A 26283-nucleotide genomic window follows, 5' to 3' on the forward strand; every position below is an offset into this window, starting at 1 on the left:
CCACCACGCTATCGACCGCAGGTCACGGACCGCCCTCGCCGGGTCTTTCGGATTCCTTACGGTCTGCCGCCACCCCGGTCCGTCGGACCGGCAACAGGCAGGCCAGCAGCGTCGTACCGGCGACGACGAGCAGGACGGCGACGAGATTGCGGCCGTACGGCAGCGGCAGCACCGACGCGTTGTCGGCCGCGCGGCCGAACCCCACGGCGAGGGGCAGCCCCACAATGGTGACCGCCGCTGCGGTGATCGCGGCGGTCCGAACCCTCGGCCGGCACCGGGGTGGGACGCGGGTCAGCGCGGCGCCGACGGCCAGGACCGCCGCCATCCAGACCACGTCGTGGCCCACCAGCACGGCGGCCAGGAAGAGCAGCACGCCACCAGGTTTCAGGTCGGCATCGGTGGTGGCGCCGACCACGGCGTACGCCATGAGCAGACAGCCCCCGACCACCAGCACGGTACGGGTCCTCATCGTGACTCCGACACGCTGATCCGGCTGATCCACTTCGTTTGCAGCACGCCCGGCCGGTTCGGCGCGATCAGCCGCGCCGGATAGCCGTGGTCGAGGTGCAGGGGCTCGCCACCCACCCGCAGGGCGACCAGGGTCAGCGGATCCGCAACGTGTTCCGGCGGCACCGTGCAGGCGCGGTACCGTCCGCCCACCTGCAACGACTCGACAAGCGCCGATGAGTGTCGAGGATCGGCACCCACGAGCGTGACCAGATCGCCCAGCCGCACGCCGGTCCACCTCGCGGTGGCGCTCCAGCCCTCCACGCAGGCGATCGGCAGCTCCGCGGTGTACTGCGGAAGCGCGCTCAGGGCGGCGAGGTCCAGGCTGACGCTGCGGTCGGGTCCGGTGACCCGCAGCCGGTACGCCGGGTCGAGGGCCGCGCCGCGCACCCCGGCGCCGTTGGCGGTCCGGTTCACCGGGATGCCCTGCGGCCCGGTGCCGGGGTGGCGTGGGGCGAGCACCGCGAGACCGGCCAGCGGCCGGATCGTCTGTCCGACCGTGGCCAGGGTGATCAGCCCGGACGCGGCGGCGACGCCACCGAGCAGACCACGCCGGCTCAGCCCGTCCTGCCGAGACTCGCGGACGGGGCGGCCGAGCGCGGCGCGGACGGCCGGAAGGTGGACGCCGACGTGCACCAGGAGCCCGCCGACCGCCAGCCAGGCCACCCAGTAGTGTCCGGCGGTGAAGAAGAACGGCATCACCGCGTACCAGCGGGAGATGTTGAGAACGCCACTGACCAGCAGGAACAGTGCGGCGGCGACAAGCGCTCCGGTGCCCGCACGGGCCGCCGCGTGGGCGATCGAACGGACCGGCGGCCAGCTGAACAGGTGCGGGTAGACCGACCACAGCTTGGCGCCGAGCAGCGGTATCGCGGCGAGACCTGTCGCCACGTGCAGACCCTGGGTGAACCGGTAGAGCCCGACCGGCCGGGCCGGCCACCAGAACCAGCCCGGCGGGTGCTGGATCAGGTGGCTGAGCAGACCGGTGACGAAGCAGATGCCGAACGCCACGCCGAGGGCGACACCGAGCTGACTGGTCAGCCGGGCGGACCGTAACCCGGACCGGAACACCTCGGGGCGCATCGGTCCGCGCCGCAGTGCCACCGGCGGTGCTGGCAACGGTTCCAGGCACCACCGGGCGAGCCGCCGCAGCAGCGTCGCCCGGCCGGTCACCGGGGCGTCAGGGTGGCGAACCACCGACCCGCCTCCGTCCAGGTGTCGAGGACGCGCATCGCCGTGGCGTCGGCCAGCCCGGGAAGATCGTCGAGGGGTACGCAGGCCCAGCGCAGCGCGCGCTCGGCACCGTCGGGGGTCCGCGCCGTCGCTGTTCCGGACCAGGCGGGCGTGCCGGCCGGCGCCAGTTCCGCATGGAGGTGCCCGTCGGTGGTCAGCAGTTGGCGGCATCGGCGAAGCAACCGGTGCGGGTCACCGCCGATGCCGATGTTGCCGTCGGCCAGCAGCAGGTCACGCCAGCGGCCGGTGCCGGGCAGCGGACCGAAGACGTCGCGTCGCAGTGCGGGTGCGCCACGACGGCGGGCCAGCCGGACCGCACTGGCGCTGAGGTCGATGCCCAGGGCCGGTCGGCCGGCGTCGATGAGTGCGCTGGTGAGCCGGCCGGGGCCGCAGCCGACGTCGAGGGTGTGGCCGGTGCAGGCGGCGATGAGCGCGTCGTCGCCGGCGATCACGTCCTGGCACCAGGCGGCCGGGTCGAAGCGGTAGAGACCACCGCTGGCGTGCCGGGCGGTGAAGGCGGCCGGGATGCCCGCCGCGGCCCGGTCGATGGCGGTGTCGAAGACCGCGACGGCGTTCACCGGGCCACCGCTGCCGGGCCGGGCAGCTCGACGGCGACGGCACGGGCGAACCGGCTCTCCGGCGGGCACAGCGCGGCCACGCTGCGGGCGTCGGTGGCGGTGTCCACGTCGCACAGTCGGGACATCAGGTGCACCCGCAGGCCACGACGGCGCAGTGCGGCAAGGGTGCGCCGCCCGGTGCTCGCCGTGGAGGTCGCGATGCCGCGCAGCACCGTGGCGTGGCCGGGGTCGCGCAGTCCCAACAGCCACCAACCGCCGTCGACGGCCGGGCCGAGAACCGCGTCGGGGCCGTCGGCCGTGCCGAGCAGCCCCGCCGCCGCGTCGAGGTGACCGACGACCAGCTGCGGGGTGTCCATGCCGATCAGGACGGACGGCGTGCCGGGTGTCCGGGTGTCCGCGAACGCGTTGGCGATGCGTTCGCCGAGGGAATCGCCTCGCTGGGGCAGCGCCACCCAACCCGGCGGGGCGGGGTGATCGCCGTCGACCACGAGGAACCGGGTGGCCGCGGCGGTGGTGACGGTGTCGAGGGTGTCGGCCAGCGCGGCGGCGGCGATCCGGGCCGCCTGCGCCGGGGTGCAGGGCGGGCAGAGCCGCGTCTTGACCCGGCCGGGCGTCGGTGCCTTGGCCAGCACCAGGACCTGGGCAGCGCTCACCGGGCCAGCACCGCGCTCATGTCGCGTACGGCACGGGCGGTGCCGAGCAGGGTGCCGGTCACCTTCGAACGGGTGCCGGCCGCCCTCGGGTGGTAGTCGACGTCGATCTCGACCACCCGCCAACCGGCCCGGCCGGCGGCGATCAGCAGCTCCAGCGGGTAGCCGAAGCGGCGGTCGCGCAGCCCCAACGCCAGCAGGTCGTCGCGGCGTACGGCCCGCATCGGGCCGATGTCGTGGACGTTCAGGCCGGTGGTACGGCGCAACCGGTGCGCCAGGACGGCGTTGGCGGCCCGGGCGTGCAGCGGCCACACCCCCCGTGCGGCCGGGCGGCGTCGGCCGGTGGCCAGCTCGGCCCGCCCGCCGCGCACACAGTCGACAAGCCGGGGCAGTTGGGCCGGGTCGAAGGAACCGTCGGCGTCCATCACGCACACCACCCCGTCGGCGGGATCGGCCGCCACGACACCGGCGTGCACGGCGGCGCCGTAGCCGGGTTCGGCCACGCTCACCACGTCCGCGCCGTGGGCGCGTGCCACGTCGGCCGAGCCGTCGGTCGAGCCGTTGTCCACGACGATCGGCCGGTAGCCGGCCGGTATCCGGGCCAGCAGGCCGGGCAGTGCCGGCGCCTCGTTCCGGCAGGGAAGAACCACATCGGTCATGTCGCGGACGCTAATCAGGATCGGGCGGGTCAGGTATTACCAGCCGATGATGAAGTCTTACGAGACGCTGACGGCTGCCCGTCACGGCTGCTTCCGGTGCCTGGCTGGTTCTAGCGTCGGCGCCGTGACCCACGTACTCGTCACCGGCGGAGCCGGCTTCATCGGGACCCATGTCGTCGCCGCGCTGCACCGCGCCGGTCATCAGGTGTCGGTGGTGGACGTTGGCCATCCGGGGGCGCACCGTGCGCCGTTGCCGGCGGCGGTGGACGGTGCCCCGCTGCGCCGGGTCGACCTGCGCGACCGGTCCGCTGTCGCCGACGCCCTGGTCGGCGTCGACGTGGTCGTGCACCAGGCGGCCATGGTCGGGCTCGGGGTGGACCTCGACGACCTGCCCGAGTACGTCGGCTGCAACGATCTCGGCACCGCCGTGCTCCTGGCCGAGATGGACCGCGCGGACATCCACCGACTCGTGCTGGCCAGCTCGATGGTGGTCTACGGCGAGGGTGCCTACCGGTGCGCCCGGCACGGTGCGGTACGCCCCGCCCCACGCGGTGCCACCGACCTGGCCGCCGGGCGGTTCGAGCCGGCCTGCTCCGCCTGCGGCACCGCCCTGGAGCCGGGACTCGTCGACGAGGGCGCAGCGCTGGACCCGCGCAGCGTGTACGCCGCCACCAAGGTCGCCCAGGAGCACCTCACGGCGGCCTGGTGCCGGCAGACCGGTGGCACCGTGGTGGCGTTGCGGTACCACAACGTGTACGGGCCCGGCATGCCGCGCGACACGCCGTACAGCGGCGTCGCGGCGATCTTCCGGTCCGCGTTGGCGGCGGGACGGGCCCCGCGCGTGTTCGAGGACGGCCACCAGCGACGTGACTTCGTCCACGTCGACGACGTGGCGGCGGCCAATCTCGCCGCGGTGACGGCGACCGGCACGCGCACCGGCTGGCGCGCGTACAACATCGCCTCCGGCCGCCCCGCGAGCATCGGCGAGATGGCCGCCGAACTCGCCCGGGCCGCCGGCGGGCCGGCGCCGGTGGTGACCGGCGAGTTCCGGCTCGGCGACGTGCGCCACGTGGTCGCCTCACCGGCCCGTGCCCAGGCCGAACTCGGGTTCCGTGCGGCGGTCGGCCTCGCCGACGGAGTCCGGCAGTTCGCCCACGCACCGCTGCGCGGATGAGGACGGCGCTGCTCGCCCGACTGCGGCGCGACACCGAACGGGCCGACGTGATCGCCGTCCTGGTCGCCGTCGGGCTGTTCGCCGCCGCCGCTGGTGTCGGCGGCCTGCTCTACCTGCTGGGCCGTCCGGTGTACGCGAGTGCGGCGCCGTTGTACGCGCACTGGCGGCCGCACGTCGGCCTCGGCACCCCGCCGGCGGTGGTGGTGGCGGTCCTGGTCTGCTGGCGCGGACCCGCGCTGGCGGCGCGGCTGTCCTGGCGGCGGCTGCTCGTCCTGTCCTACGCCACGGCGGTGGCCTGGACACTGTCCCTGGCCCTCGTGGACGGCTGGCAGCGCGGCGTCGCCGGCCGGCTGACCACCGACCACGAGTACCTGCACGAGGTGCCCGGTGTCACCGACATCCCCGCCATGCTCGGCGCATTCACCACCCGGATCCTCGACTTCCAGCCGGACTCCTGGACCACCCACGTGTCCGGCCATCCGCCCGCGGCGCTGCTGGTGTTCGTCTGGCTCGACCGGGTCGGGCTGAGCGGCGGCGGTTGGGCCGGGGCGCTGTGCATCCTGACGGCGGCGCTCACCGCCGTCGCCGTGCCGCACACCGTGCGGCTGCTCGGCACCGACGACGCGGCGCGGGCCGTACTGCCGTTCGCGGCGTTGTTTCCGGGCGCGGTGTGGTCGGGAGTGTCCGCCGACGGCCTGTTCGCCGGGGTGACCGCCACCGGCGTCGCGCTGCTGGCCTACGGCGTCACCCGGGGCAGTGCGGCCGGCGCGCTCGCCGGTGGCGCGCTGCTGGGTTTCGGCTGTTACCTCTCCTACGGACTGGTGCTGATGGTCCCGATCGCGGTGGCGGTGATGATCCTGGGCCACCGGCACCGGTCCGCCGTCTGGTGGGCGCTCGGGGGCGCGGCACTTGTCGTCGGCGGGTTCACGGCTGCCGGCTTCGACTGGCTGACCGGCTATCACCTGGTCGTCGAACGCTACTACCAGGGCATCGCCAGCCGACGCGCGTACGGCTACTGGGTCTGGGCCAACCTCGCGATCCTCGCCGTCGCCGCCGGCCCGGCGGCCGCCGTCATCCTCCGCCGCGCCGCGGTCGCCGGAGGGCAGGCGGTCTCGTCGCTGCGGCCGGGCGAGGGTCTGCGGCGACCGCAACACGGCACCGTCGGGTACGCCTCCTGGCTGCTGCCCGTTGCCGCTGCGACGGCGATCGTCGCCGCGGACCTGTCCGGCTACAGCAAGGCCGAGGTCGAACGCATCTGGTTGCCCTTCACCGGATGGCTCATGGCCGGCGCCGCGCTGATTCCCGTCACCGGCCGCCGCACCTGGCTCACCGCGCAGGCAACGGTGGCCCTCGTGATCAACCACCTGCTCCTGACGGCGTGGTAGGGCGGTGCGCCACGCGCCCGCGCCACGGCGGTCAGGCGGCTTCGACAACTGGAAGGTGAAACGTGTCCCCATCTGCGGAACTCGCCGTCATCGGCGGCTCGGGTCTCTACGCGTTGCTCGACGGCGCCACCGAACACGTCGTCGAGACACCGTACGGTGCGCCCTCCGACACGGTGACGATCGCCGACGTCGGCGGCCGTACGGTGGCGTTCCTCCCTCGGCACGGCCGGGACCACAGGCATCCTGCGCACCGGATTCCCTACCGGGCCAACCTGTGGGCGCTGCGGTCGCTCGGGGTACGCCAGGTGCTCGCGCCGTGCGCCGTCGGTGGCCTGCGGCCGGACCTCGGGCCCGGCACGTTCGTGGTACCCGATCAGCTCATCGACCGGACCAGCGGCCGGGTGCAGACGTACTACGAGCAGGGTGCGGTGCACCTCTCCTTCGCCGACCCGTACTGCCCGAGCGGGCGGCGTACCCTGCTGACGGCTGCCACCGGCCGGTCGGTGCCCGCGCACGACGGCGGCACCATGGTGGTGGTGGAGGGGCCGCGCTTCTCCACCCGCGCCGAATCCCGGTGGTACGCGGCGGTCGGCGGGGCGGTCATCAACATGACCGGCCACCCGGAGGCGGTTCTCGCCCGGGAACTGGCCCTCTGCTACAGCGCGATCGCCCTGGTGACCGATCTGGACGCCGGCGTGGAGAGCGGTCACGGGGTGACCCAGCAGGAGGTGTTCCGGGTCTTCGGCGAGAACACCGAGCGGCTGCGCGGGTTGCTGCTCGACGCGGTCGCCGCGCTCCCGGCCGAGCGGGACTGCCCCTGTCCGCACAGCCTGGACGGCATCACCCTCCCGTTCGAGCTGCCCTGACCTGCGGGGCTACGCCGGGAACCTCGTCCGCCCGGCTCAGCCGGCCTGCTCCGACCCGTGGGGCAGGCTGGTTGAGCCGGACGTGTCGGTGACCGGTCGAGGCCGGGCCGAGGCGATCAGGTCCAACCGCACACCTCGGGACGGGTGCTCGGGTCGGTGAAGCGAAGTCGGTAGATGGCGGGCATCGGCATCTGCCGCACCGTGGCCCAGCTGACCGGCACGCCGAAACCGGCCAACGTCCGGCAGATGAAGGTGCCGTGGCTGCCGACGAGAACGACCCGGCCACGATTGTGGCGTACGAGCGTCCGAACGGCATCGACGGCACGGATGCTGAGCTGTTCGAGGCTCTCGCCGCCCGGGCGCGCGTAGGACAGGTCCGCCCAACTCCTGACGTAATGCGACTCCCAGACCTCGGTGAAGGAGAGGCCGTCGTCCCACTCGCGCAGCTCCACCATGGTGCGTACGGGCAGGCCGAGCGCGTCGGCTGTCGGCTGGACGGTCTGGATCGCGCGCCGGTACGGGCTGGACCACACCGCCGCCGGTCGCGGCTCGGTGAGCACCGCCACCAGCTCCTGTGCCTGCCGCAGCCCGTCCGTGGTCAGCGGGCGGGTGAACTCGTCCGGACCGTCGGCGGTCGGGGGGACGGACCGGGCGTGCCGGACCAGCACAATCTCGGTCGGCGTCGGGATGCCGCTCACCCCCGACCCCACAGGTCGTGGGGGCTTCTGCCGGGTCTGAAGCCGTGTGCCTCCGCCAGCTGCGCGGCCTCCCGGAAGCCGTGTCCGACGAAGGCGGGCAGATGTGCGTCGCTACCGAAGGTGATCGCGTCGCCACCTTCCTCGTGCCACCAGCTGAGCACGGTCGGGTGCAACGGCAGCCGGGTGTTGACTTCCAGAGCCCGACCGGACAGCGCGGTCACCCGCAACGTCTCGCGGAACTCCGCTTCGAAGACGGTGGGGTCGAAGGGACCGACGTCGTCGGCCGGCCAGGAGCGGACCGGATAGTCGATGTGCGCCAGCACGGAGAACATGTCGTTTGTCGTGACCATCGTGGCGACATCGGCGAGGTACGCGCGGACCAGATCGTGGGGATCCCGGTGTGGGTAGATCGCCCAGGGCTCGGCGAAGCCATCCCGATCGGGGAGGCTGTGCAGGGACCCGAGGAGGCGGTCGAACCGGCCGGTGGCCAGTACCCCCGCGATCTGATCGGCGTGGCGGTGGGGCTCGCCCAGCTCGAGACCGCTGAGGATGCGCAGCTGGGGAAACCGTTCCCGGCAGCGTGCCACCGCTGCCAGATATCCGGCGGCATCGAACGCGGGCGGCGTCAGCATCCCGCTCGCGTCGGCCAGCGCCGTGAGGTGGTCCGAGACGTACGGGCCTTCGGTCGCGACACGCCACACGGTGTGGTCCAGGTGCTCGGTGAAAGCGATCGCCGGCAATCCGAGCTCGATGGCCCGCACGCACGACCCTTCCATGTCACCGACCGCGGTGTCCCACGACCACTCGCTGTGCACGTGACTGTCCGGGGGTAACGGCATCAGAGGACCTCCGCTGTCGCCGGGGGGTCAGGCGCGGTCGGCAACTGCCCATTTTCATCTGTGACGGGCATCCTGCCGCGCATGGGAAGGAGCTACGGCCAACACGGTGACCGTACCCCTGCTGCCGTGACTCGGGTTGCGGTCAGATCAGCCGAGCCGGCGCGCCGAACGGGGCGCCGGACGCGTGGGCCGACCCACCCGGGCCACGTGCAACAGCCGCTCCGGTGCGACGTCCAGCAGCGCACCGAGCGCCGTCCGGGTGGCGGCGACGTCGATGAGCTGGCTCAGCGGATGCGCTGCCAGCCCGGCGGTGTGCAGGGCCAGCCAGACCCGCAGCAGCACCCGGCCGAACTCGACCTGACCGGGGCGGTCGAGATCCGCCGGGCCGACCAGGACCAGCACCGCGCCGCCGCGTGCGAGCGGGTCGTCGGCGGCGGCGAGCAGCCTCGGTAACCCCAGCGGCCGGAGCACCGGGTACGCGGCCAGCGCCGCGCGTAGCCCGGTCGCGGTGGGCCGGGACAACGCGAGGCAGCTGTCGTTGAGTCCGTCGGCGTGGTAGTCCGGATGCGTCGGACTCAGCCGCAGCCAGCGGCGCAGCTCGGCGACGACCGCCGGGTCCGCGTACACCCGCCGGTCGGCGGCCCGGAGCAGGACACCGAGGCGACCCGGATCCGGCACGGCGCGGACGTCGCCGCCGGCCTGCCGGGCGACCGCGTCGAGCGTCGCGAGCGTGTCCTGCTCGGGCCCGGCGACGAAGGTGCCCCGGTCGGTACGGCGCTGCCACACGTCGGCGATGCGGAAGGGCGTCGGGTAGCGGTGCGGAGCGGGCCGCAGCCAACCCACCCGGTGGTGCCGCTCGTCGTACTCGGCGACGTACTCCAGTCGTAGGCCCGCGTCGGCGGCGACGATCAGACAGGTCTCGACGAACGCGCCGAGCGACAGTCGCAGGTCCCGTCCGGTGGGGTCGGCCGCCGGCAGCGTACGGGCCGGGTCCCACCCGACGTGGACGGCTCCGGGCTCGTGGCGCAGCCGCCACGGCTGGGTGTTGTGCGCGCTCGGCGCCCGCCAGCACAACGGCTCCAGCGCACGAAACGCGGTGTGGTCCACCTACCGCTCCTTGGCGTAGAACGTGTACCCGTGCAGCGGACGACCGCCGAGCCGCCGGTACTGGGCGGTCGACGCCGGGTTGTCCCGCCCGACGTAGGTGCTGCGCAGCGTCGTGTAGCCGGCGATGTGCAGGTTGCGGTGCAGGTGCGCGGAGAGCAGCCGCTGGTAGCCGCGTCCCTGGTACTGCGGGAGCACGCCCTTGACGATGAGCACCGCCTCCCGCCGGTAGCGATGCCGAGTGGCCAGCAGCCGTAGCTGGTTGACCAGGTGCAGGTCGCCGCGGACCGCGACCAGGAACTCGCTGATGTCAGGTACACAGAGCACGAACGCCACCGGCTGGCCGTCGCGGGTCAGGTAGAGCAGCAGTGACTCGTCGAGCAGGTACGCCAGCCCGTCGGTCTGCCGCCGCAGTTGCGCGGCGGAGATCGGGGTGTAGTAGCCGAGTTGGGCGAAGGAGGCGTTGAGCATCCCGCGCAGCAGGTCGAGCTGCTCGTCGAGCCGCCCGACGTCACCGTGGTGCAGTTCGAGTCGGGCACCGTCCGGCTCGATGCGCGCCGAGGCCGGCACCGGGCGGGTCGGTGCGGTCACCGGGCAGATCCAGGTGTCCGACTCGAACCGGCGGTGGAATCCGTACGCCTCGTAGGCGGCCACGTAGCGCGGTGGGTTCCAGGCGCTGTCGACGAAGCCCCGTTCGGGGTAGCCGGACGTGATCACCCCGCCGGCCTGGTTGGGCAGCAACGCCACCGGACCGAACAGCAGGTCCCGGTCGGCATCGGCGTGCGCGTTCAGCGCGTCGAACAGCGGTCGGGCGGCCGGCGCGGTGAACTCGGTCAGCCCGAACAGTTGGCACCGGCGGCCGAGCTTGGCGTCGAAGGCCGGGTCGGTGTGCAGGGTGGTGCGGGCGACCACCGTGCCGGCGGCGTCGCGCAGCAGGTACAGCGGCACACCGTCGCGCCACCACCGCCGGATCTGCCGCCGGGGGACAGGTACGTGACGCGGTTCGTCGGCGTACAGCCGGTCGGCGAAGGTCAGGAACTGCCGCAGGTCACGACGGCCGGTGACGCGTTCGAACCGGTGGCTGCTCATCGCCGGACCACCGGCCCGGTCGTCTCCGCGCCCAGCGGGGTGAAGGTCGTGATGTGTCCCATCTCCGGGCCTTCGGCCCGCCACGCGCCGTTGGAGTATCCGTCCGGAGCGGCGCTGTAGAGCCGGATGAACCCGGCTGTCGCGTTGCGGGTGCCGTCGGTCAACCAGACCATCAACCGCCGGTGATGGCGGGTACGGGCGAAGCGCAGCATCGCGTCGCGGTCGGTGAAGAACGCGATCGTGCCGAGGGTCAACGGGAACTGCCAGTAGACCGTGTGCCAGCAGTAGCCGGACATCCGGCGCATGTCACGGACCATCCGGAACCAGGCCGGCGCCAGCCGCAGCAGCACCAGGGGACTGGCGTAACGGGTCCCGCCGATGAACATGGCACCGGCGCGGGCCTGGGCGGGAGCGCGGGAGAAGTCACGGGTACGCATGGTCACCTCACCAGGTAGACATTCTTGATCTTCTGCTGGCCGGCGAACGGGCCAGTGCCGGGTTCGTGCAGCTCCACCCGCAGGTCACCGGCGGTCGGGTCCTCCACGAGGGACTGGGCGAAGTCCCGCGAGACCGAGGTGAGGTGCCGGCGTACCCCGTTGCGGCAGGCGGCGGCGAGCGCGTCGCGCTGCGCGGCGGCCAACGGGCGACGCAGTTCGAGGTGGATCACCGGCCGGGTCTCCAGCGCCGCGTCCTCGACCAACGTCAGACAGAAGCGGTTGATCTCAGCGGCGTACGGATTGCCGGTGTAGAGGCCGTACTCGACGTCCTGGGGGTAGAGGTTGGCCCCCAGGTAGGAGACAGTGGAGTCGCGCCGGCCGAACAGCAACAGCACCGGCAGGGTCATCCGCTCGACCTGGACGGCGGTGCGCAGCTCGGCGCCGCGTACCGGGTCGGCCTGCGCCAGCTCGATGATCCGCCGGTACGGCACCAGCAGCGCCTCGTCGCCGACGTTGTAGCGCAACCGGGGTTGCAACACGTCGCCGGTCACCGTGCAGACCAGCTCGCGTCGCTCGTTGGTTTCCAGGTAGGTGGTGAACGGGTTGTACTGGAACACCATCGGCAGCCGCTGCTCGTCGGCGCCGAGCAGCGCGGTCCGCAGGCCGCGGTCGGTCTGCAACCGCCGCCGCAGCCACACCGTGAACCGGGTCTCCGCGCCGATACCGATCGTCAGGTCCGAAGCCCCGTACGCCGAACGCACGAGCGCGAACCGCTGCTCCAGGTAGTCGCGCAGCGCCTCGGTCATCCCCTCGCCGCCGCAGTTGGCGAAGATGCGGTACCGCGACCAGGGGAAGCCCTCGGCGTCGAGCCGATCGCGCAGGTGCTTGAGGAACGGTGGGTAGGCGGTCACCAGGTAGTCGAACTCGGGACCGAACTCGCGGAGCGTGTCGACGATCTTCCCGAGGTCCGGGCCGGTGTTCTTCACCACGGCGATCCGGGCCATCGCGGCGCCGGTCGTCGTCCCGGTCGCCCAGGCGCCCATCGAGTAGGCGTTGATGACGAACGGCCGGCGCATCGGAAACACCAGGCCGGTGTAGCCGGCGACGTCGCGGTGCACCGCGCGCAGTTCCCGGTCCCCGCGAGGCCAGTTGAACGGCTGACCGGACGAGCCGGCCGACTCGTCGACCACCACCCCACGGGTGGGCAGCCGTCCCCGCCAGCAGCGCTCGGCGGCGTCGTAGGCCGTCACGTAGCCGAGCTTGTCGGTCTCCGGAAAGTCGCCCAACCGGCGGCGGGCACCGGCGGGACGGGCGCGCAGGAAGGCCCGGTAGGCGGGCACCAGCCGGGCGGCTCGTACGCATGTCGCCTGTGCGTTCGCATCGGCCAGCCGGTCCAGGAACGGATGGTGCCGCCGCGCCAGCCAGCGCCACCCGGCGGGGTGGCGGCCGACGAGCCGGCTCAGCGCGGCGACCAGCCTGCCGAGAGCCGCCAGGATGGCCTGCCGGCCGCGCGCGACAGTGGCCGGCAACGGCGAATCGGCGGTACGCAGAGCGATGTGTCGGTGTGGCAGTTCGGCCATGACGACATCGTGTCCACGTCGCCGCGTCGACACCTGAGCCCGCACACGGTGGCCGCTGAGTACCCCTACCCAGCCGGCTTCACGGGTTACTCGTCGAGCAGCTGCTCGCGGAGGATATCGGCGTGCCCACAGTGCTGGGCGAGTTCGCGCAGCACGTGCAGATACACCCACCGCAGCGGCAACGGGCCCCGCCGGTTGCCGCGCAGCATGTCGTCCAGGCCCAGGGACGACGTCGCCTGGCGTGACGCCTCGCAGGCTTCGCGGTGCCCGTGCTGGACACTGGCGATCGTGTCACCGTCATCGAGAATGAACGAGTCGTCCGGCGTCGCCGGGATGCCGATCTCAGCCCGCGACCGGCAGGTGACGGCTTCGTCGAACCAGACCTTCTCCACGAAGGTCGCGTGCTTCACCAGACCCAGCAGCGTGGTCCGGGAGGCCACCAACGACCGGCGCGCCTGTTCCTCGGTCAGCCCGTCCAGGCAGTTGGTGAGCGCCCTGCGGTGCTCGTCGATGAACGCCTCGAACTGGGCCTTGGCCGGCTGTGCGACGACGTGTTCGGCGAAGGTGGGTGGGAAGGAAACCATGGCCGAAGCATCCCACCCTCGGTAGGAGGCCGGAAGCGGCATCGCCGGCGGCGGGCCCGGTGCGGCGACCGAGGCGGCACCGGGCGGCAGCGTAATTCGATCGCGTCCGGCGCTGCCTGCGAGGACGATACGGCGATGCCCGGTGCACCTGAGGGATTCACCTACCGCCTCCGCAAGAACGGAGACGTCGAACTGCTCCATCACGGCCGGCCTGCCGGCGTGCTTCGGGGCGCCGCCGCGGCCCGGTTCCTGATCGACGTCAACACCGAGGACCCGCAGGAGTTGATGGCGCGCGTCACCGGCAACTACAAACACGGCAACGAGCGGACGGCCAAGAAGCATCCCCGCAACCGGAGCCGGTAGGGCGCGTTGGCGTGGCGGCTGCGGAGCGGTCGCGTGGGCCCGGTCGCGCGCCGGGTCGTCAGGTGTCGGCTTCGAGGGCGAAGGTGTTGCCGTCCGGATCCTGGAACCAGGCGATGCGTCCGCCGCCAGCCCGAGCGGTGATTCCCCTGGCGTCATGGTCCAACTGGTCGTACCTGATGATCTCGACGCCGGACGCGACGAGCTCGTCGACGACCTGGTCGATGTCGTCGACGTACCAGGTCGCCAGGGTCGCCGGGCTTTTACCGGCAGTGACCGACTGGTAGACATTCAGTGCCGGCCGGCCGCCGCAACCATAGATCCGGCTGCCGTCGGCGATGTGGGCGCTGGGGCCGGACTGCAACGCCTGAAGGCCGAGCTTGCCTTCGTAGAACGCGACGGCCCGGTGGATGTCGGACACCGCGATCGACGCCCTGAGGTCGTACCTGCTCAACAGCACGAACCACTGTCGCACAGAACCGGGGTCCACCGGGCTGACCCGGGCTGCGATGCCTGGCGGAGCCGACAGCCCGAGCGGTGGCCGTCGACGCGACGATCGTCCCAGCTTCGACGTGTTATTCGGGACAGCCGACCAGAGGGCTCATCAGCAGGGTCCTGCTTCCTGGATCGGGTGACAGCCATCCTGTTGCCCGCTCGCTGGGCAGCAGCGCCGCCCAAGGGATCTCCGCACGCGTTCGCGCGCCCCGGCCGATGTGCAGCACGAACCGCCAAGGCTCCTGTCCGCTGGGCCCGCACCAGGCCCGGCCACGGATACACGGCTCGGCGGCCAGCAGTTCGTACTCCTCGGCCACCAGGCCATCGCACCAGTACCAGCGAAGGTGCCGGTCCTCGAAGCCCTGGAACTCCGCGCAGACGCGGAACTCCAGCCGTACCCAGAAGTCCTGCTCATCCATGACGACCCCCACCGACAACCGGGTGCCACCGCACCGTACGTCACGTTCGGATGGGCGGGGACCCTGGACGCGTGGACGCTGGGCAGGATGCCTTCGTGCCAACCGAAAGCCATGCGATGACATAGTTGAACAACAGGTCGATTGTCGGACGAGGACGGCTCAGTGAGTGATGTTCCGGATCTCGGTCCCGTGCCGCAGCGCGTCACCGTCGACGCGGAACAGGTACGTCGGCTCGTCAGCGACCAGTTCCCGCACCTGGCGGACCTCCCGATCGCACCGGTGGTCGACGGCGGCTGGGACAACTGGACCTTCCACCTCGGCCCCGACATGCTGGTACGGCTGCCCAGCGCGGCCGAGTACGCCTTGGCTGTCGACAAGGAACACCGCTGGCTCCCGGCTCTCGCCGCTCGGCTGCCGCTGCCCATCCCCACCCCGGTGGCCAAAGGCGAGCCGGACGCGAGTTATCCCTACCCGTGGTCGATCTACCGGTGGCTCGACGGCGAGCCGGCCGGCCTGGACCGCATCGCCGACCCGGTGCGATTCGCGGTCGACCTTGCCGAGTTCCTGGCGGCCCTGCGGGGCGTCGACGCCGCTGACGGCCCTCAGCCGGGTGTCCACAACTGGTTCCGGGGCGCCACCCTGCGCACCTACGACAGGGAGGTTGAGCGTGCGCTCGCGGAGTTGGGCGACCGCGTCGACGCCGGACTGGTGCGCGAGATCTGGGCGAGGGCACTCGGCGCCCGCTGGGACGGTGTCGACAGGTGGTTCCACGGCGACGTCGCCCAGGGAAACCTGCTCCTCGCTGACGGCCAGTTGGCGGCCGTCATCGACTTCGGGACGTGCGGCGTCGGTGACCCGGCCTGCGATCTGGCGATCGCCTGGACGTTGCTGACCGCCGACGGCCGGCAGGCATTCCGCACGCGACTGTCGGTGGATGACGCGACGTGGGCGCGCGGACGTGGCTGGGCGCTCTGGAAAACCCTCGTCACCTGCTCCTACACGGTCGAAGATCCGGAGGACACCGAAGAGTTCGCGAACGCGCACCGCATCCTCGCCGAGATACTCTCCGAATACGCAGCCGACGCCGTCGGTGAGCCGCGCCCGTACCTGTGACGCGCACCCCGGCACGCCCCCGGTTGGCGTACTAGGTTGGATCGGATGCGCACCATCGCGAGCGACCGCCTGCTGCTGCGCCCCTGGCATGACGAGGACGTCGACTTCCTCCTGGACCTCGAGTCGCGCTGGGAGGTCGTGCGGTTCATCGGCGCGCGGCCGACAATCATGAACAGCCGAGAGGAAGCTCTCGCCTCGATCGCGCGCCGACGCGCCGTCGACGATCCGATCCACGGGATCTGGGCCATCACCATCGCGGCGCACCGCCGGTTGGTAGGAAACCTCCTGCTCAAGCCGATTCCCCTGTCGGCTGGCGAACCTGCCGGCGGGCCGGCCGACGTCGAGATCGGTTGGCACCTGCATCCGGACGCCTGGGGGCACGGCTACGCCACCGAAGCAGCGGCGGCTGTGCTGGACGACGCGTTCGGCCGAGGTCTGACGAGGATCATCGCGGTAACGAATCCGGACAACCATGCCTCCCAGGCGGTCTGCCGGCGGCTCGGCATGACCGCCCTCGGCCGGACAACGAGGTACTACGACACGACCAACGAACTCTTCGAGAAGCTGGCCGACTGATCGGCGAGGACGCGACGACGGCCTGCGTTGTCACGGGAGGGGGCGACGTCGCTGTAGCCACCGGGTTGCCGCGGTTGCGAGACGGAGCTTCTCGGCGCCGATGGCTTCCAGCCCGGTTGGCATCGGTGCCAGCGCGCCCGCCATCAGGAAGCCGGTGTGCGCGGCGAGGATCGCGTCGAATGTGGTCGGTGGGCAGTTCAGTGCCGGCAAGGCCGGATGGAGGTACGGCTCGGGATCGATGCCGTCGGCGGCCAGACCGGTCAGCAGCCCGATGAGGTCGATGACGGGGGCACCGAGCCGGGCATGCGGCCAGTCGACGAACACCACGTGGTCGCCGCTGACCAGGATGTTGTGTGGGTACAGGTCGCAGTGCACGAGTGAGTCGCCCTGCGCCGCTCGCAGCCCTTCCCGCTCGATCGAGGTCAATCGACCGAGGTGGTGCGACGCCCACGTCGAGACGGTGTGCAGCCGGGCGGTGGCGTGCTGGTCGAGCGCGAGGTCAGCCCAGCCGCCGAGCCGTGGATGATCGCGGGGGAGTTCGACAGGTGACGGTGTGGCCGCCTGAGCAAAGGCGACTGCCTGCGCGACGACCCGGCGGATCTGCGGTGCCGTCCAGGGTTGCCCAGGTGCGACGCCGTCGACCTGCTCGAAAGCCAGGATCACCCACCGGCCGTCGTCCCGCACGTTCAACAGTCGCGGCACAGGCATACCTGCCGGCAGACGTCCAGTGACAGCCGCCTCGGCGCGGTAGTGCGCCGCCTCGATCGGCCAGAGCTGTGCGTCCACCGCCTTGACGAAGGCCCGGTGGCCACCCTGGAGGGTGAGTCGGGAGGCGAAGCCGGGCGAGAAGCCGCCGACACAACTTTCCGCGTACGCCACGGCATCACCCAGTAGTTCCTCGATACTCTCTCGCACCGACGCCGGCAGTTCGGCCCAGCGCGGTCGCCTCTTACTCGCGAACATGGGCGTACTCCTCGATTCACCACCCACGCAACAGCAGGTTCTCGCCTCGGACGGTCGCCGTCAGCGCCTCTGCCACATAGTCGGCGAGATCCGGTGGCAGCGCTGACGCCGTCGCCCAGGACAGCTCACTGCATTTGCCGGGCTCCGCGATGAATGGTTCGCCGATCCAGCGATCCACCGTGAAGAACAGGTGGAAGTACTCACGATCGCCGGCGTGCTCGGGTGCGGAGTGGATGAGCAGCGCAAGGCGGCAACTGCGGGGATCAGCCTCGACCCCGATCTCCTCCCGTAGCTCCCGCACGAGGCCGGTGACCGCATCCTCGCCGCCGTCGAGGTGTCCGGCCGGCAGGCTGAGCTGACCGTCCCGGTAGCCGGTCGCCGCACGGCGGATCAGCAACACCCGACCCTGGTCACGGAGAATGCCGTACACGGCGGCGGCGACACGGAAAGGCTCAGTCGGCACACCCGGACCCTACGTCCAACCGCCAGGGGCGTGCTGCTCCGGTGGTGACTGTTCAGTCGCCGAGGTGCCGGACGACGCCGTGCCGCAGGCCGATCTCGATGAGGTCGGGGAAGCGTCAGTGGCTCAGTCCACCCTCGTGAGGAGCGGCTTGCCCTTCTCGACCACGTACGTGGCCAGTTCGACCGCGACACCGTCGCCGACGTTCTTCGCCTGATGGTGGACGCCGTAGGGCACGGTCAGAGCGTCCCCGACGTGGCAGACCTTCGGTGGCTGGCCTTCGAGCGTGTACTCCAGCGCCCCCTGAAGGACGCAGATGATCTCTTCGCCGGGATGGAAGTGCTTGAACGGCGGTGAATCCGGGGTGAACTCCACCCGGGTCTGGATGACCTCGCGCCCGGGAATACTGAGGTCGTGTTTCTGGAGATCTATGCGCCATAATCCCGGCGCGGCCTCAACCGCGTTGGCGCTGATTCCCTCGGGCCTGTCTTTCTCGCTCATCGTGGGCTCCAATGAGCCGTCGTAGGACGGCAGATGTTCGGGCGAGTGCCTCTCAACGAGGATAGGTTGCCCCAAGCTCCTTGACGGACGGACGCCGAACACTGTCCAGCCGCACGGATGCCTGCGCGTTGGTGATGAGAACCGTGCCAAACTCTCGTGATCATCTGCGCTCCGTTCGACTGTGCCCGTAGCGCTCAGCTGGGCCGGTGACGGGCCGCGACGATCTCGTTGTGGTGGTCGACCGCGCAGTCGGCCAGCACGGAGAGTGGCTCCAGGAGGCTGACGCCGAGTGGTGTCAGCCGGTACTCGACGCTCGGCGGTTTCGTCGGAAACACTTCACGGTCGATCAGGCCGTCACCCTTTAACGTCCGTAGCGTCCGGGTGAGCATACGGTGGCTGATGCCCTCGACCGCCCGATGCAACTCGTTGAACCGGTACGGACGCCGACCGAGCAGGGTGAGGAGCAGCAGTGTCCACTTGTCGGTCACCCGCCGCAGTACGTCGGTGACCGGGCAGCGCTCGTACTCCTCCATCGGAATGGGATTCGGCAACGGCTGGTTCTGCAGCGAGCCACGCACACCGGTGTTCCCTGTGGTCATGAAAGTGCCTCGACCCCGCACTGTACGACTTCAGTTTCCCGCTGGCCTTCGGCGCGGCGACCCAGCACTACCTGTTCGGTCGGAGTTGGGATGACGTCGCCCGGAACGGCGGACGCGAACTGCACGTCGACCATGTTCATCTCAACGACCGGGGCGGCGCAATCATCACCGAACTCGCCGCTCAGTGGCTGGTCAGCTAGGCCCTGCGTCGAAGTCCCTGGTTCGGGCTTGGTGTCGGCGCCGCCGCGATCGGCACCCTCGGGCCATCACCGCGAAACTCTGTGTCACGCCGGCAACCTTTCCCCGCTACATGTCGTCGCTGCTTCGCTGGGCGTACCTGCTCACCGGTGATCAGCACCTGGCTGAAGATCTCGTCCGGAGCGCGCTCGGGCTCACCCATCGCGCGTGGCGGAATCTGGACGCCACGAGTAACGCCGAGGCGTACACCCGCAAGACGATGTATCACCTGCAGGTGTCGCGCTGGCGGCGGCGCCGCATCGTCGAGTCGTTTGCCGGTGACGTACCGGACCGGCCGGCGGTCCAGGCCGACCACGCCGAGCAGACGGTGCTGCGACTGTCGTTGCGCCGCGCCTTGTCCCGCCTTACCGCCAAGCAACGTGCACGGCGGCCACGAAGGTGAACGGCACAGCTTTACCCGACTGTGCCTGCGGTCCGCCGTGCCCTGATACGTGGGCAATCCCCGACCGGCGCAACCGACCAATTGTCCGAGTACCGCAGCGTCCGCCGGCCGTTGGAGCCGAGGCCGGACGCGGCCGACCTCGACGACGCCGTGGGCGGCGAGCGCTGGCAGGCAGCTACGAGGCCCACCCCGGAGTCAGGCGTCAGTGATCGAGACGCGGTTGGGGTGCCGGGGCTCAGGCTGGAACATGGTCAGCAGGCTCTCGCCCTCGGCGAGGACGGTGTCACGCTCGTCCGTGGTGAGCGTGCGCAGCGGCGTGATCCGCAGGGTCGCCGCGCCGCCGTCGACGGTGACCGCCCAGGTGCCCGAGACCCGGCCGTCGACAAGCAGGAAACGCGCACCTGTGACGCTCAGCCCGCGATGTTCGGTGTCGATGACGCGGCTGCGGTCGTCGTAGCCGAGCACCGCGTTGTCGAACGCCGGCAGGAAGCGCGGCGGCGCCGGGGTCTGCGGGTCGGGCAGCGCGCCGTCGGGCACGTCGAGCAGCTCACGGCCGCGCTCGTCGCGGAACGTCCGCAACGACGGACGCAACCGTTGGACTGACTCCCGCAGCCCGGTCAACCCGGACCAGGCGCGGATGTCGGCGGTCGCCGCCGGGCCGTACGCGGCGAGGTAGCGCAGGACCAGCGTGTCGACGGCGGCTGGCGACTCCGGCGCCAACGGGCGGCCCAGCCACACCTCGATCGTGGTGTTGTACGCGGCGGCGCGCTCGCCCCAGACACCACGGGGTGGCACCTGCACGAGCGGCAGGAGCGTGCTGAGCGCGTCACCCAACGTGCGCGCCTGCACACCCGGCCACCTGTGGGCGACCACGCGGGCCGCCTCGGTCAGCATGCGCGGCTGCTCCTCGAACAGCGGCCTGCCCAGTTTCGCCAGCTCGTCGAGGTCGACGCCGGGCAGCGCCCGGCGCAGCGTCGACCACATACGCGAGACGAGCATCGCCTGGTGCGTCGGCCGCAGTGCGAGGCAGTCGCCGGCGGTCACCAGGTGCAGGGTGCGCCGCATCAGCAGGGTGCGGACCGCCTGGCGGCTCAGCAGCAGGTCGGCCAGCGCCGACGGCTGGAAGCCGGCCAGTCGGCTCCACAGCCCGACGTAGGGCTCCAGGGGCTCCTGCGCCTGCAACCCCACCAGGTGCTCAAAGGCGTCGGCGACCGGCATGTCGTGCCGCTGCAACAGGAGCTGACGGGCCAGCAACGCCCGGTTGAGGGCACGACGGTCCAGCACACTCATGTCGGTGACGCTATCGCCCACCCCGGACATCGTCCGGTGCTCGGACACGGCGTGCGACGGCGCCGCCAACGCGTCCGGAGGGCGCACGGCGGTCAGGCCACGAGCAGGCGGAGACCGAGTTCTGCCGTGTCGAGGGCGACGAGATCACGGTTGCGCTCGATCCATCGGCCCGAGGACAGGTCGTCACGAAGTCTGCTCACCGCACGCTGCTCGGCCTGCGGTCCGACCCTGGTCCACACCGACACCGCGCGGCGTACGTGTTCGTCCAGGTACGCCTCAGGTCGGCGCCAGTGGGCCTCGAAGAACCCGTCAGCGCAGTCCCACGGCACGAGCACCGGCTCGGCGCGTGCTCCGATCGCACCGGCCAGGTCGGCCAGGGACGGCCATCCGACGAGCAGGTCAGCGAACTCGGGCAGATAGTCGCGGGTGAGCCAGAATCGCTGACGCCAGCCGGTGTCATCGGCGTCGTAGGTGAACACCACCACGCGGCGGGCCACCCGCCGCATCTCACGCAGCCCGGCGACCGGGTCCGGCCAGTGGTGCACGGTGCTGACCGCCATCGCGGCGTCGAAGGACTGGTCCTCGAACGGCAGACTCTCCGCAGCCGCGGCCACGCACGGTGCCGCACCCGGGGGCCGCTGCGCCCGCATGACCGCCGACGGCTCCACCGCCGTGACGTCGCGGTCGGGCGGTTCGTACGAGCCGGTGCCGGCCCCGACGTTCAGCACCGTTCGGGCGTCACCCAGGGCCTCCCAGATGCGCGCGGCGATCCGTGGCTCGGTGCGCCGCGTCGCGGGGTAGGCGGATCCGATCGCGTCGTACAACCGCGGCCCGAACACTCGCAGCTGCTCCTCCGGCGTTGTCCTGATACCCATCGCTCGTGCCTCCAGTTCCCGGTCGATGGCCGTCACCATGGCCGCGGCGCGATCGCGCTGATCCATCAGCAGGGCCCGCAGCCGGCACAGGTGCGTGACCGCGTCGGTGGTCGGATCGTCGACCAGATCCGCGATCTCCCGTAGCCCGAAGCCGAGCCGCCGGTAGGCGAGTACCTCCCGGAGCCGCTCCACGTCATCCGCGGAGTAGGCCCGGTGCCCGGCCGTGGTCCGCGTGGACGGCTCGAGGAGACCGATCTCGTCGTAGTGGTGCAGTGTGCGGACGCTGACGCCGGCCAACTCCGCCACACGACCCACGGTCAGGTGCTCCGCCATGGCACCGACTATTGCTCCTCACGCCGCGTGAGGAGCAAGGTTTTCGCCGCCGGGAAGTGATCGAACGGCGCTCCACCCCACGATTCTTCACGTACCGCCCTGTTGCCCGCACACCTACGCTGGTCGCATGGAGGCTCGAAAGGTGAGCGTCTGGCGGAACCGTTACGACGTGACGGACCGAGGACGAGAGATCACGGTCTGGGACCGCTCGATGTGGCGCAGCGGTGGCGAGTTCGAGCTGGACGGGCGGCGTTTCCAGGTCCGTTCCAACGTCTGGGGCACCAGGTACACAATGGTCGACCACGCGGGAACGCTTGTCGCCTCGGCCGACCGGGTGGGCCGCAAGCGATGGACCGTCGAAGCGTCCGGGCAGACCTACCATTTCCGGCGTAGGTCGGCCTGGGGCAGCGAGGAGGAACTGATCCTCGGCGACACCCGGGTGGGTTCGATACGCAAGACCAGCTTCTGGCGCGGCGACGTCGCCATCGAGTTGCCGGGACTCGCGACAGAGCTGCAGCTCTTCGTGTTCGGCGTGGTCATCAGCATGTGGGATGCCCAGGCCGCGGCGGGAGCGAGCTGAGACCTCCGGCGAGCCGGTACGGCGCGGCGGTCACATCAGGTGAACAACTCCACTATCGGTTCAGGCACCGGCCTCGAGTACGGCGAGGTCTCGTACCGCATAACGGTGATGCTCGGCCTCTTCCTTGAGCACCACCTTGAGGCAGCGGCGCACGATGTACTCCCGGTCTGGATATGGGTCCGCCGGCTTGCGACCACACACCCGATCGAGCTCGGCCTCGGTGAGCCCGTCGACGACACGCCGCATCACGGCCATGCGAGCGAGCCGCGGTGCGAGTACCTCGTCGAGCGTCGGGGCGGCTTCGAGGGTGAGCCCGAGCTTCGCCGCTTCGTCGGGCGGCATCCCGCCGTGAGGAAGGCCCAACGGGTGATACGGCGCATCCTCCTCGAGCACGGCGTTACCAAGCCAGGCATCGCTGGCCATCAGCAGGTGCCGCTGGGTCTCGACGAACGACCACTCGCCGTTGACCTGCTCGTGCAGCTTGGCCTCGGGCAGGAGTCTGGCACGGTCGAGCGTCGCCTCCCACTGCGTCTCGATGGCATCCCAAGCAGCCCGGTAGTCGACGGAGGAGGCGGCATCACGCGCCAGCACCCGCGTGGGATGCTGCCGGTCGAGCTCGGCCTCGACGTAGGCAGTCACGTCGACGTCGTTAACAACCAGACGCTCGAAGGCGCCACCGAGGTAGACGTCGCCCCCATAGCAGTCCACGATCTTCAGACCGCCGACCTCGCAATCGCGAATCTCAAGGCCGGCAAGGTCGCAGAGGTGGATGCGGGCACCACGGAGCTGGTCACTCCGGACGTACTCAGCAGGCATCGAAACAGTTTCCCGCATCCGTCCCGGTCTGCGCCAGGTCATCCGCCGCGCCACCGCGGCGTTTCGGCGCCGCTACCCGGACAGCGAGATCCAGTTCACCGAACCCCGCCTGCCACGCGCCTGCTCAAGAGCCCTTGATCCATGAAAAGGCTCACTGCTCGCCGCGCGTCATGAAAGAGCTGTGGTCTGCGCGCGGGTACGGCCGTAGTCGGCCAGGGCGTGGAAGGCGGCCTTCGGCGTCCACGAGCCGTCCGGCAGGACCCGCACGATGCCACGCGCGGCCAGGTCGTAGTCGTGCGCCGGGTCGCCGGTGGTGGGTAGGTGCCGGTTCGCGAACGTGTAGACGAATGCCGCTTCGGCACCGCCACGCTCGTAGTCGCGTAACAGGTCCAGGAGGTAGCGGGCCTGCCCCTGCTCGTCACGTGTCAGGTCGGCGGTGAGTTTCGCGGCGCGGCCCTGCTCGTCGTACGCCACCGGCTCGCCCGCGCCCGCGACGTCGGCCGCGCCGCGGAAGGTGCAGCAGCCGAACTCGGTGGCGGCGTACGGCTTGCCCTGCCCGACCGCCGCGGCCAGGGTCTGCGGGAACGTCGCGGCGTTCGTGGCGTCCCGGTAGCCGGCGTCGCTGGCGATGATGTCGAAGGGTGCCCAGTCGACGTCCTCCAGGGGGAGCGAGGCGTAACCGACGGGGCCGCCGAACCGTGCCCGTACCGCGGGCACCGCCTCGGCGAGAAAGGCGCGTACCGCGGCGCGTGCGGCCGGAACCGCCTCCCGCATCCGCATCGGATCGGCGAACAGCGCCATCCGTTCGACCAGGTCACGGCCGGGCAGGAAACCGTCGGTGACCAGGGAGATCTCGGAGCCGGTGAGGTACACGACCGAGGCCCCGCCGCGACGTAGCCGTTCGGCCCGCTCGGCGCCGTCGAGCAGGAACGCCATGAGCCCGTCCCGGTCGAGACCGTTCGTGAAGGGGGAGTACCACACCTCGAGCCCCGCCTCGGCTGCCAGTCGCGCGGCCAACTCCAGTCGATCCTGGACACCGCCGGTGATCCGCACCGCGTCGCAGTGCAACTCCTCTCGGATGACCCGCAGATCACGCCGCACGGTCTCGGGATCGAACGGCTCGTGGGTGGTCGAACCGGCGCTGACGAAGCCGGTGTCGTAGTTCATGCCGAAGACGCGCACGGGAGTTCTCCTCACACTAGGGTACGGAGCGTACCGTATAGGGTACGTCAAGTACCCTGCAAGTCATGGGCACCAGACGCCGGGGCGAGGAACTGGAGCGGGCGATCCTGCACGCGGCGGCCGAGGAACTGCGCGAGTCCGGCTATCCGGGCATGACCATGGACCGGGTAGCCGCCCGGGCCGGGACCAACAAGAACGCCATCTACCGTCGGTGGCCGCACCGTGCGGCGCTGGGCGTCGCGGCGTACCGCCACCTGTCCGATGTCGCGATGCCGAACCCCGACACGGGCACGCTGCGGGGCGACGCGCTGGAGATGCTGCGGCAGGCGAACGAGACGTGGTCGTCGCCGCACGGGGCGGTCCTGCGCAGCCTGCTGGCCGCAGCGGCGGACGACCCGGCGCTGCTCGACCTCATGCGCGAGCGGTCCGGCGCGGACACCATGGACCGCGCCTGGCTGAGCCTGCTCGAACGCGCGGTCGTCCGCGGTGAGGCACCGCCGACCGCGGTGCACCAGCGCGTCGCGGCCACGCCGATGATGCTGCTGAGGGCCGAGTACGCGATGCGCGGCATTCCCTCGGTCCCCGACGAGGTCCTGATCGACATCGTCGACGAGGTCTTCCTACCCCTCGTACGCGGCCGAGGCTGACGGACCCGGTAGGCGCCGAGCAGGCGGGGCCGGAGCCGGGGCGGGGCTACCCTGGCCGGGTGCGGTTGGTCATCATGGCAGACACCCACCTGCCGAAACGTGCCCGTGACCTGCCGGCCGGGCTGTGGGCCGCGGTCGACGCGGCCGACCTTGTCATCCATGCGGGCGACTGGGTCAGCGCCGCCCTGCTCGACGACCTGGAGCGGCGCAGTGCCCGGCTGATCGGCGTCTACGGCAACAACGACGGTCCGGACCTGCGTGCCCGACTGCCGGAGATCGCCCGCGCGGACGTCGCCGGACTGCGCATCGCGGTGGTGCACGAGACCGGGCCGGCCAGCGGCCGGGAACGGCGGTGCGCGGCCCGCTTCCCCGACTGCGACCTGCTCGTCTTCGGGCACTCCCACATCCCCTGGGACAGCGAGGCGCCCGGCGGTCTGCGGTTGCTCAATCCCGGCTCGCCGACCGACCGACGCTGCCAACCGTACGCGACGTACCTCACCGCCGACCTGACCGACGGTCGGCTCGACGCCGTCACCCTGCACGAGGTGCCACGCCAGGCCGGGCGTGGGCCGGCATAGTCTGGGAAACATGCCGAAAGCCATCTGGAACGACCTGGTCATCGCCGAGAGCACGGACACCGTCGTGGTCGAGGGCAACCACTACTTCCCGCGCTCCGCGACGACCTGCTGAGGGAATCCGACACCCACACGGTCTGCCCGTGGAAGGGCACCGCGTCGTACTACACGTTGGAGCACGACGGGCAGACCAGCGTGGACGCGGTCTGGTACTACCCGCAGCCATTGCCCGAGGCCGAGATGATCCGTGACCGGGTCGCGTTCTGGAAGGACGTCGAGGTCGTCGGGGAGGACTGACCTCGGGCGGCGAATGAGACCCCGTCCGAGCAGCATGGCTCGCCGGCAGCACCGACCGGTACGACGGTTCGCCAACCGCACACACCGAGCTGATGCCAGGTCGTGGCACCTGCGGACAGTCCCGTCCCGTCCCGGCTCGGTTGGCGATGACCGCCGCCAGTCGGGTCGCATCCGCCGTC

Annotated in this window: 31 protein-coding genes and 2 pseudogenes; 11 read left to right on the forward strand and 22 right to left on the reverse strand. The window is 71.1% G+C overall.

Translation table 11 applies throughout. The features are described from left to right. Positions 1 to 22: 22 nt before the first annotated feature. Genes CLT74_RS04155 through CLT74_RS04175 form a run of 5 tightly spaced genes read right to left on the reverse strand, consistent with a single transcriptional unit; the run spans position 23 to position 3627 of the window. Positions 23 to 469 carry a hypothetical protein gene (locus tag CLT74_RS04155; protein ID WP_099845347.1) on the reverse strand — a complete coding sequence of 149 codons (447 nt, stop codon included), beginning with the start codon at positions 467 to 469 and terminating at the stop codon, positions 23 to 25. Continuing rightward, positions 466 to 1704, reverse strand: a complete 1239-nt coding sequence (locus tag CLT74_RS04160) for a molybdopterin-dependent oxidoreductase (RefSeq protein WP_486581970.1) — start codon at positions 1702 to 1704, stop codon at positions 466 to 468. Before CLT74_RS04160 ends, CLT74_RS04155 begins: the two co-directional genes overlap by 4 nt. Beyond that, on the reverse strand, positions 1677 to 2318 hold the full coding sequence (locus tag CLT74_RS04165) for a class I SAM-dependent methyltransferase (protein ID WP_486581971.1): 642 nt from the start codon (positions 2316 to 2318) through the stop codon (positions 1677 to 1679). The genes CLT74_RS04160 and CLT74_RS04165 overlap by 28 nt, the downstream gene beginning before the upstream one ends. After that, complete coding sequence (locus CLT74_RS04170) at positions 2315 to 2971, reverse strand: DUF2064 domain-containing protein (RefSeq protein ID WP_099845349.1); 657 nt, start codon at positions 2969 to 2971, stop codon at positions 2315 to 2317. Before CLT74_RS04170 ends, CLT74_RS04165 begins: the two co-directional genes overlap by 4 nt. Next, a complete protein-coding gene (locus CLT74_RS04175; RefSeq protein WP_099845350.1) occupies positions 2968 to 3627 on the reverse strand; it encodes a glycosyltransferase family 2 protein in 660 nt (219 codons plus the stop codon). Before CLT74_RS04175 ends, CLT74_RS04170 begins: the two co-directional genes overlap by 4 nt. Positions 3628 to 3751: 124 nt before the next feature. Here CLT74_RS04175 and CLT74_RS04180 point away from each other — a divergent pair, with 124 nt between their 5' ends. From CLT74_RS04180 to CLT74_RS04190, 3 genes are all read left to right on the forward strand, one after another. Then, positions 3752 to 4801 carry an NAD-dependent epimerase/dehydratase family protein gene (locus CLT74_RS04180; RefSeq protein ID WP_486581972.1) on the forward strand — a complete coding sequence of 350 codons (1050 nt, stop codon included), beginning with the start codon at positions 3752 to 3754 and terminating at the stop codon, positions 4799 to 4801. Beyond that, positions 4798 to 6186: a hypothetical protein gene (locus CLT74_RS04185; RefSeq protein WP_099845352.1), complete on the forward strand. Its 1389-nt coding sequence runs from the start codon at positions 4798 to 4800 to the stop codon at positions 6184 to 6186. The genes CLT74_RS04180 and CLT74_RS04185 overlap by 4 nt, the downstream gene beginning before the upstream one ends. Before the next feature lie 62 nt (positions 6187 to 6248). Beyond that, on the forward strand, positions 6249 to 7052 hold the full coding sequence (locus CLT74_RS04190; protein ID WP_099845353.1) for an S-methyl-5'-thioadenosine phosphorylase: 804 nt from the start codon (positions 6249 to 6251) through the stop codon (positions 7050 to 7052). Positions 7053 to 7168: 116 nt separating this feature from the next. On the opposite strand, the gene CLT74_RS04195 is transcribed toward CLT74_RS04190, so the two are convergent. The 7 genes from CLT74_RS04195 to CLT74_RS04225 form a co-directional block, all read right to left on the reverse strand. Next, positions 7169 to 7750: a histidine phosphatase family protein gene (locus CLT74_RS04195; protein ID WP_199172093.1), complete on the reverse strand. Its 582-nt coding sequence runs from the start codon at positions 7748 to 7750 to the stop codon at positions 7169 to 7171. Then, positions 7747 to 8589 carry a PHP domain-containing protein gene (locus CLT74_RS04200; protein WP_099845354.1) on the reverse strand — a complete coding sequence of 281 codons (843 nt, stop codon included), beginning with the start codon at positions 8587 to 8589 and terminating at the stop codon, positions 7747 to 7749. The genes CLT74_RS04195 and CLT74_RS04200 overlap by 4 nt, the downstream gene beginning before the upstream one ends. Before the next feature lie 147 nt (positions 8590 to 8736). Continuing rightward, a complete protein-coding gene (locus CLT74_RS04205; RefSeq protein WP_099845355.1) occupies positions 8737 to 9696 on the reverse strand; it encodes a nitroreductase in 960 nt (319 codons plus the stop codon). Next, positions 9697 to 10782 carry a hypothetical protein gene (locus CLT74_RS04210; protein ID WP_099845356.1) on the reverse strand — a complete coding sequence of 362 codons (1086 nt, stop codon included), beginning with the start codon at positions 10780 to 10782 and terminating at the stop codon, positions 9697 to 9699. It abuts the gene before it with no gap. Then, on the reverse strand, positions 10779 to 11219 hold the full coding sequence (locus tag CLT74_RS04215) for a DUF4188 domain-containing protein (protein WP_099845357.1): 441 nt from the start codon (positions 11217 to 11219) through the stop codon (positions 10779 to 10781). Before CLT74_RS04215 ends, CLT74_RS04210 begins: the two co-directional genes overlap by 4 nt. Positions 11220 to 11221: 2 nt before the next feature. Further along, positions 11222 to 12799, reverse strand: coding sequence for a CoF synthetase (locus CLT74_RS04220; RefSeq protein ID WP_099845358.1), 1578 nt, complete (start codon positions 12797 to 12799; stop codon positions 11222 to 11224). A gap of 86 nt (positions 12800 to 12885) precedes the next feature. Beyond that, positions 12886 to 13383, reverse strand: a complete 498-nt coding sequence (locus tag CLT74_RS04225; protein ID WP_099845359.1) for a DinB family protein — start codon at positions 13381 to 13383, stop codon at positions 12886 to 12888. Positions 13384 to 13518: 135 nt separating this feature from the next. Between CLT74_RS04225 and CLT74_RS04230 the strand changes: the two genes are divergently transcribed. Continuing rightward, entirely contained in the window at positions 13519 to 13746 is a 228-nt protein-coding gene (locus CLT74_RS04230) for a hypothetical protein (RefSeq protein WP_099845360.1), read from the forward strand. Positions 13747 to 13804: 58 nt separating this feature from the next. On the opposite strand, the gene CLT74_RS04235 is transcribed toward CLT74_RS04230, so the two are convergent. Both CLT74_RS04235 and CLT74_RS04240 read right to left on the reverse strand, forming a co-directional pair. Next, positions 13805 to 14197 (reverse strand): VOC family protein, encoded by a 393-nt coding sequence (locus CLT74_RS04235; protein WP_486581973.1) that lies wholly within the window; start codon positions 14195 to 14197, stop codon positions 13805 to 13807. Positions 14198 to 14318: 121 nt separating this feature from the next. After that, positions 14319 to 14657 carry a hypothetical protein gene (locus CLT74_RS04240; RefSeq protein WP_099845361.1) on the reverse strand — a complete coding sequence of 113 codons (339 nt, stop codon included), beginning with the start codon at positions 14655 to 14657 and terminating at the stop codon, positions 14319 to 14321. Between the two features lie 162 nt (positions 14658 to 14819). Here CLT74_RS04240 and CLT74_RS04245 point away from each other — a divergent pair, with 162 nt between their 5' ends. Then, positions 14820 to 15770 (forward strand): aminoglycoside phosphotransferase family protein, encoded by a 951-nt coding sequence (locus CLT74_RS04245; RefSeq protein WP_099845362.1) that lies wholly within the window; start codon positions 14820 to 14822, stop codon positions 15768 to 15770. Positions 15771 to 15815: 45 nt separating this feature from the next. Next, positions 15816 to 16346: a GNAT family N-acetyltransferase gene (locus tag CLT74_RS04250; RefSeq protein ID WP_099845363.1), complete on the forward strand. Its 531-nt coding sequence runs from the start codon at positions 15816 to 15818 to the stop codon at positions 16344 to 16346. Between the two features lie 30 nt (positions 16347 to 16376). Here the strand turns inward: CLT74_RS04250 and CLT74_RS04255 are convergent, their stop codons facing one another. The 4 genes from CLT74_RS04255 to CLT74_RS04270 form a co-directional block, all read right to left on the reverse strand. Then, positions 16377 to 17309 carry a phosphotransferase gene (locus tag CLT74_RS04255; RefSeq protein ID WP_099845364.1) on the reverse strand — a complete coding sequence of 311 codons (933 nt, stop codon included), beginning with the start codon at positions 17307 to 17309 and terminating at the stop codon, positions 16377 to 16379. A gap of 16 nt (positions 17310 to 17325) precedes the next feature. Further along, positions 17326 to 17772 carry an NUDIX domain-containing protein gene (locus CLT74_RS04260; protein WP_099845365.1) on the reverse strand — a complete coding sequence of 149 codons (447 nt, stop codon included), beginning with the start codon at positions 17770 to 17772 and terminating at the stop codon, positions 17326 to 17328. A 123-nt stretch (positions 17773 to 17895) separates the two neighbouring features. Further along, a complete protein-coding gene (locus tag CLT74_RS04265; protein WP_099845366.1) occupies positions 17896 to 18270 on the reverse strand; it encodes a cupin domain-containing protein in 375 nt (124 codons plus the stop codon). A gap of 194 nt (positions 18271 to 18464) precedes the next feature. After that, complete coding sequence (locus CLT74_RS04270; RefSeq protein WP_099845367.1) at positions 18465 to 18869, reverse strand: winged helix-turn-helix transcriptional regulator; 405 nt, start codon at positions 18867 to 18869, stop codon at positions 18465 to 18467. Between the two features lie 310 nt (positions 18870 to 19179). On the opposite strand from CLT74_RS04270, the pseudogene CLT74_RS04275 reads away from it, so the two are divergent. Further along, a pseudogene (locus tag CLT74_RS04275) lies at positions 19180 to 19491 on the forward strand (sigma factor); the annotation flags it as partial. Between the two features lie 213 nt (positions 19492 to 19704). On the opposite strand, the gene CLT74_RS04280 reads toward CLT74_RS04275, so the two are convergent. Next, positions 19705 to 20799 (reverse strand): winged helix DNA-binding domain-containing protein, encoded by a 1095-nt coding sequence (locus tag CLT74_RS04280; protein ID WP_099845369.1) that lies wholly within the window; start codon positions 20797 to 20799, stop codon positions 19705 to 19707. Positions 20800 to 20891: 92 nt separating this feature from the next. Further along, positions 20892 to 22007, reverse strand: a complete 1116-nt coding sequence (locus tag CLT74_RS04285) for a MerR family transcriptional regulator (RefSeq protein WP_099845370.1) — start codon at positions 22005 to 22007, stop codon at positions 20892 to 20894. 127 nt (positions 22008 to 22134) lie between these two features. On the opposite strand from CLT74_RS04285, the gene CLT74_RS04290 reads away from it, so the two are divergent. Further along, a complete protein-coding gene (locus CLT74_RS04290) occupies positions 22135 to 22587 on the forward strand; it encodes an LURP-one-related/scramblase family protein (protein WP_486581974.1) in 453 nt (150 codons plus the stop codon). Positions 22588 to 22647: 60 nt separating this feature from the next. On the opposite strand, the gene CLT74_RS04295 is transcribed toward CLT74_RS04290, so the two are convergent. Together CLT74_RS04295 and CLT74_RS04300 are read right to left on the reverse strand one after the other, a co-directional pair. After that, the gene (locus tag CLT74_RS04295; RefSeq protein WP_099845371.1) at positions 22648 to 23403 is read right to left on the reverse strand and encodes a DinB family protein; all 756 of its coding nucleotides are present in this window, start codon (positions 23401 to 23403) and stop codon (positions 22648 to 22650) included. A 168-nt stretch (positions 23404 to 23571) separates the two neighbouring features. Continuing rightward, positions 23572 to 24585, reverse strand: coding sequence for a hypothetical protein (locus CLT74_RS04300; RefSeq protein ID WP_099845372.1), 1014 nt, complete (start codon positions 24583 to 24585; stop codon positions 23572 to 23574). A gap of 65 nt (positions 24586 to 24650) precedes the next feature. On the opposite strand from CLT74_RS04300, the gene CLT74_RS04305 reads away from it, so the two are divergent. The 3 genes and pseudogenes from CLT74_RS04305 to CLT74_RS04315 all read left to right on the forward strand — a co-directional run bounded on the left by CLT74_RS04305 (position 24651) and on the right by CLT74_RS04315 (position 26104). Beyond that, positions 24651 to 25232, forward strand: coding sequence for a TetR/AcrR family transcriptional regulator (locus CLT74_RS04305; protein ID WP_099845373.1), 582 nt, complete (start codon positions 24651 to 24653; stop codon positions 25230 to 25232). Positions 25233 to 25291: 59 nt separating this feature from the next. Beyond that, positions 25292 to 25810: a metallophosphoesterase family protein gene (locus tag CLT74_RS04310; protein ID WP_099845374.1), complete on the forward strand. Its 519-nt coding sequence runs from the start codon at positions 25292 to 25294 to the stop codon at positions 25808 to 25810. A 10-nt stretch (positions 25811 to 25820) separates the two neighbouring features. Continuing rightward, positions 25821 to 26104: pseudogene (locus CLT74_RS04315) on the forward strand (DUF427 domain-containing protein). Positions 26105 to 26283: the final 179 nt, after the last annotated feature.

This window comes from Verrucosispora sp. CNZ293, from assembly GCF_002754655.1.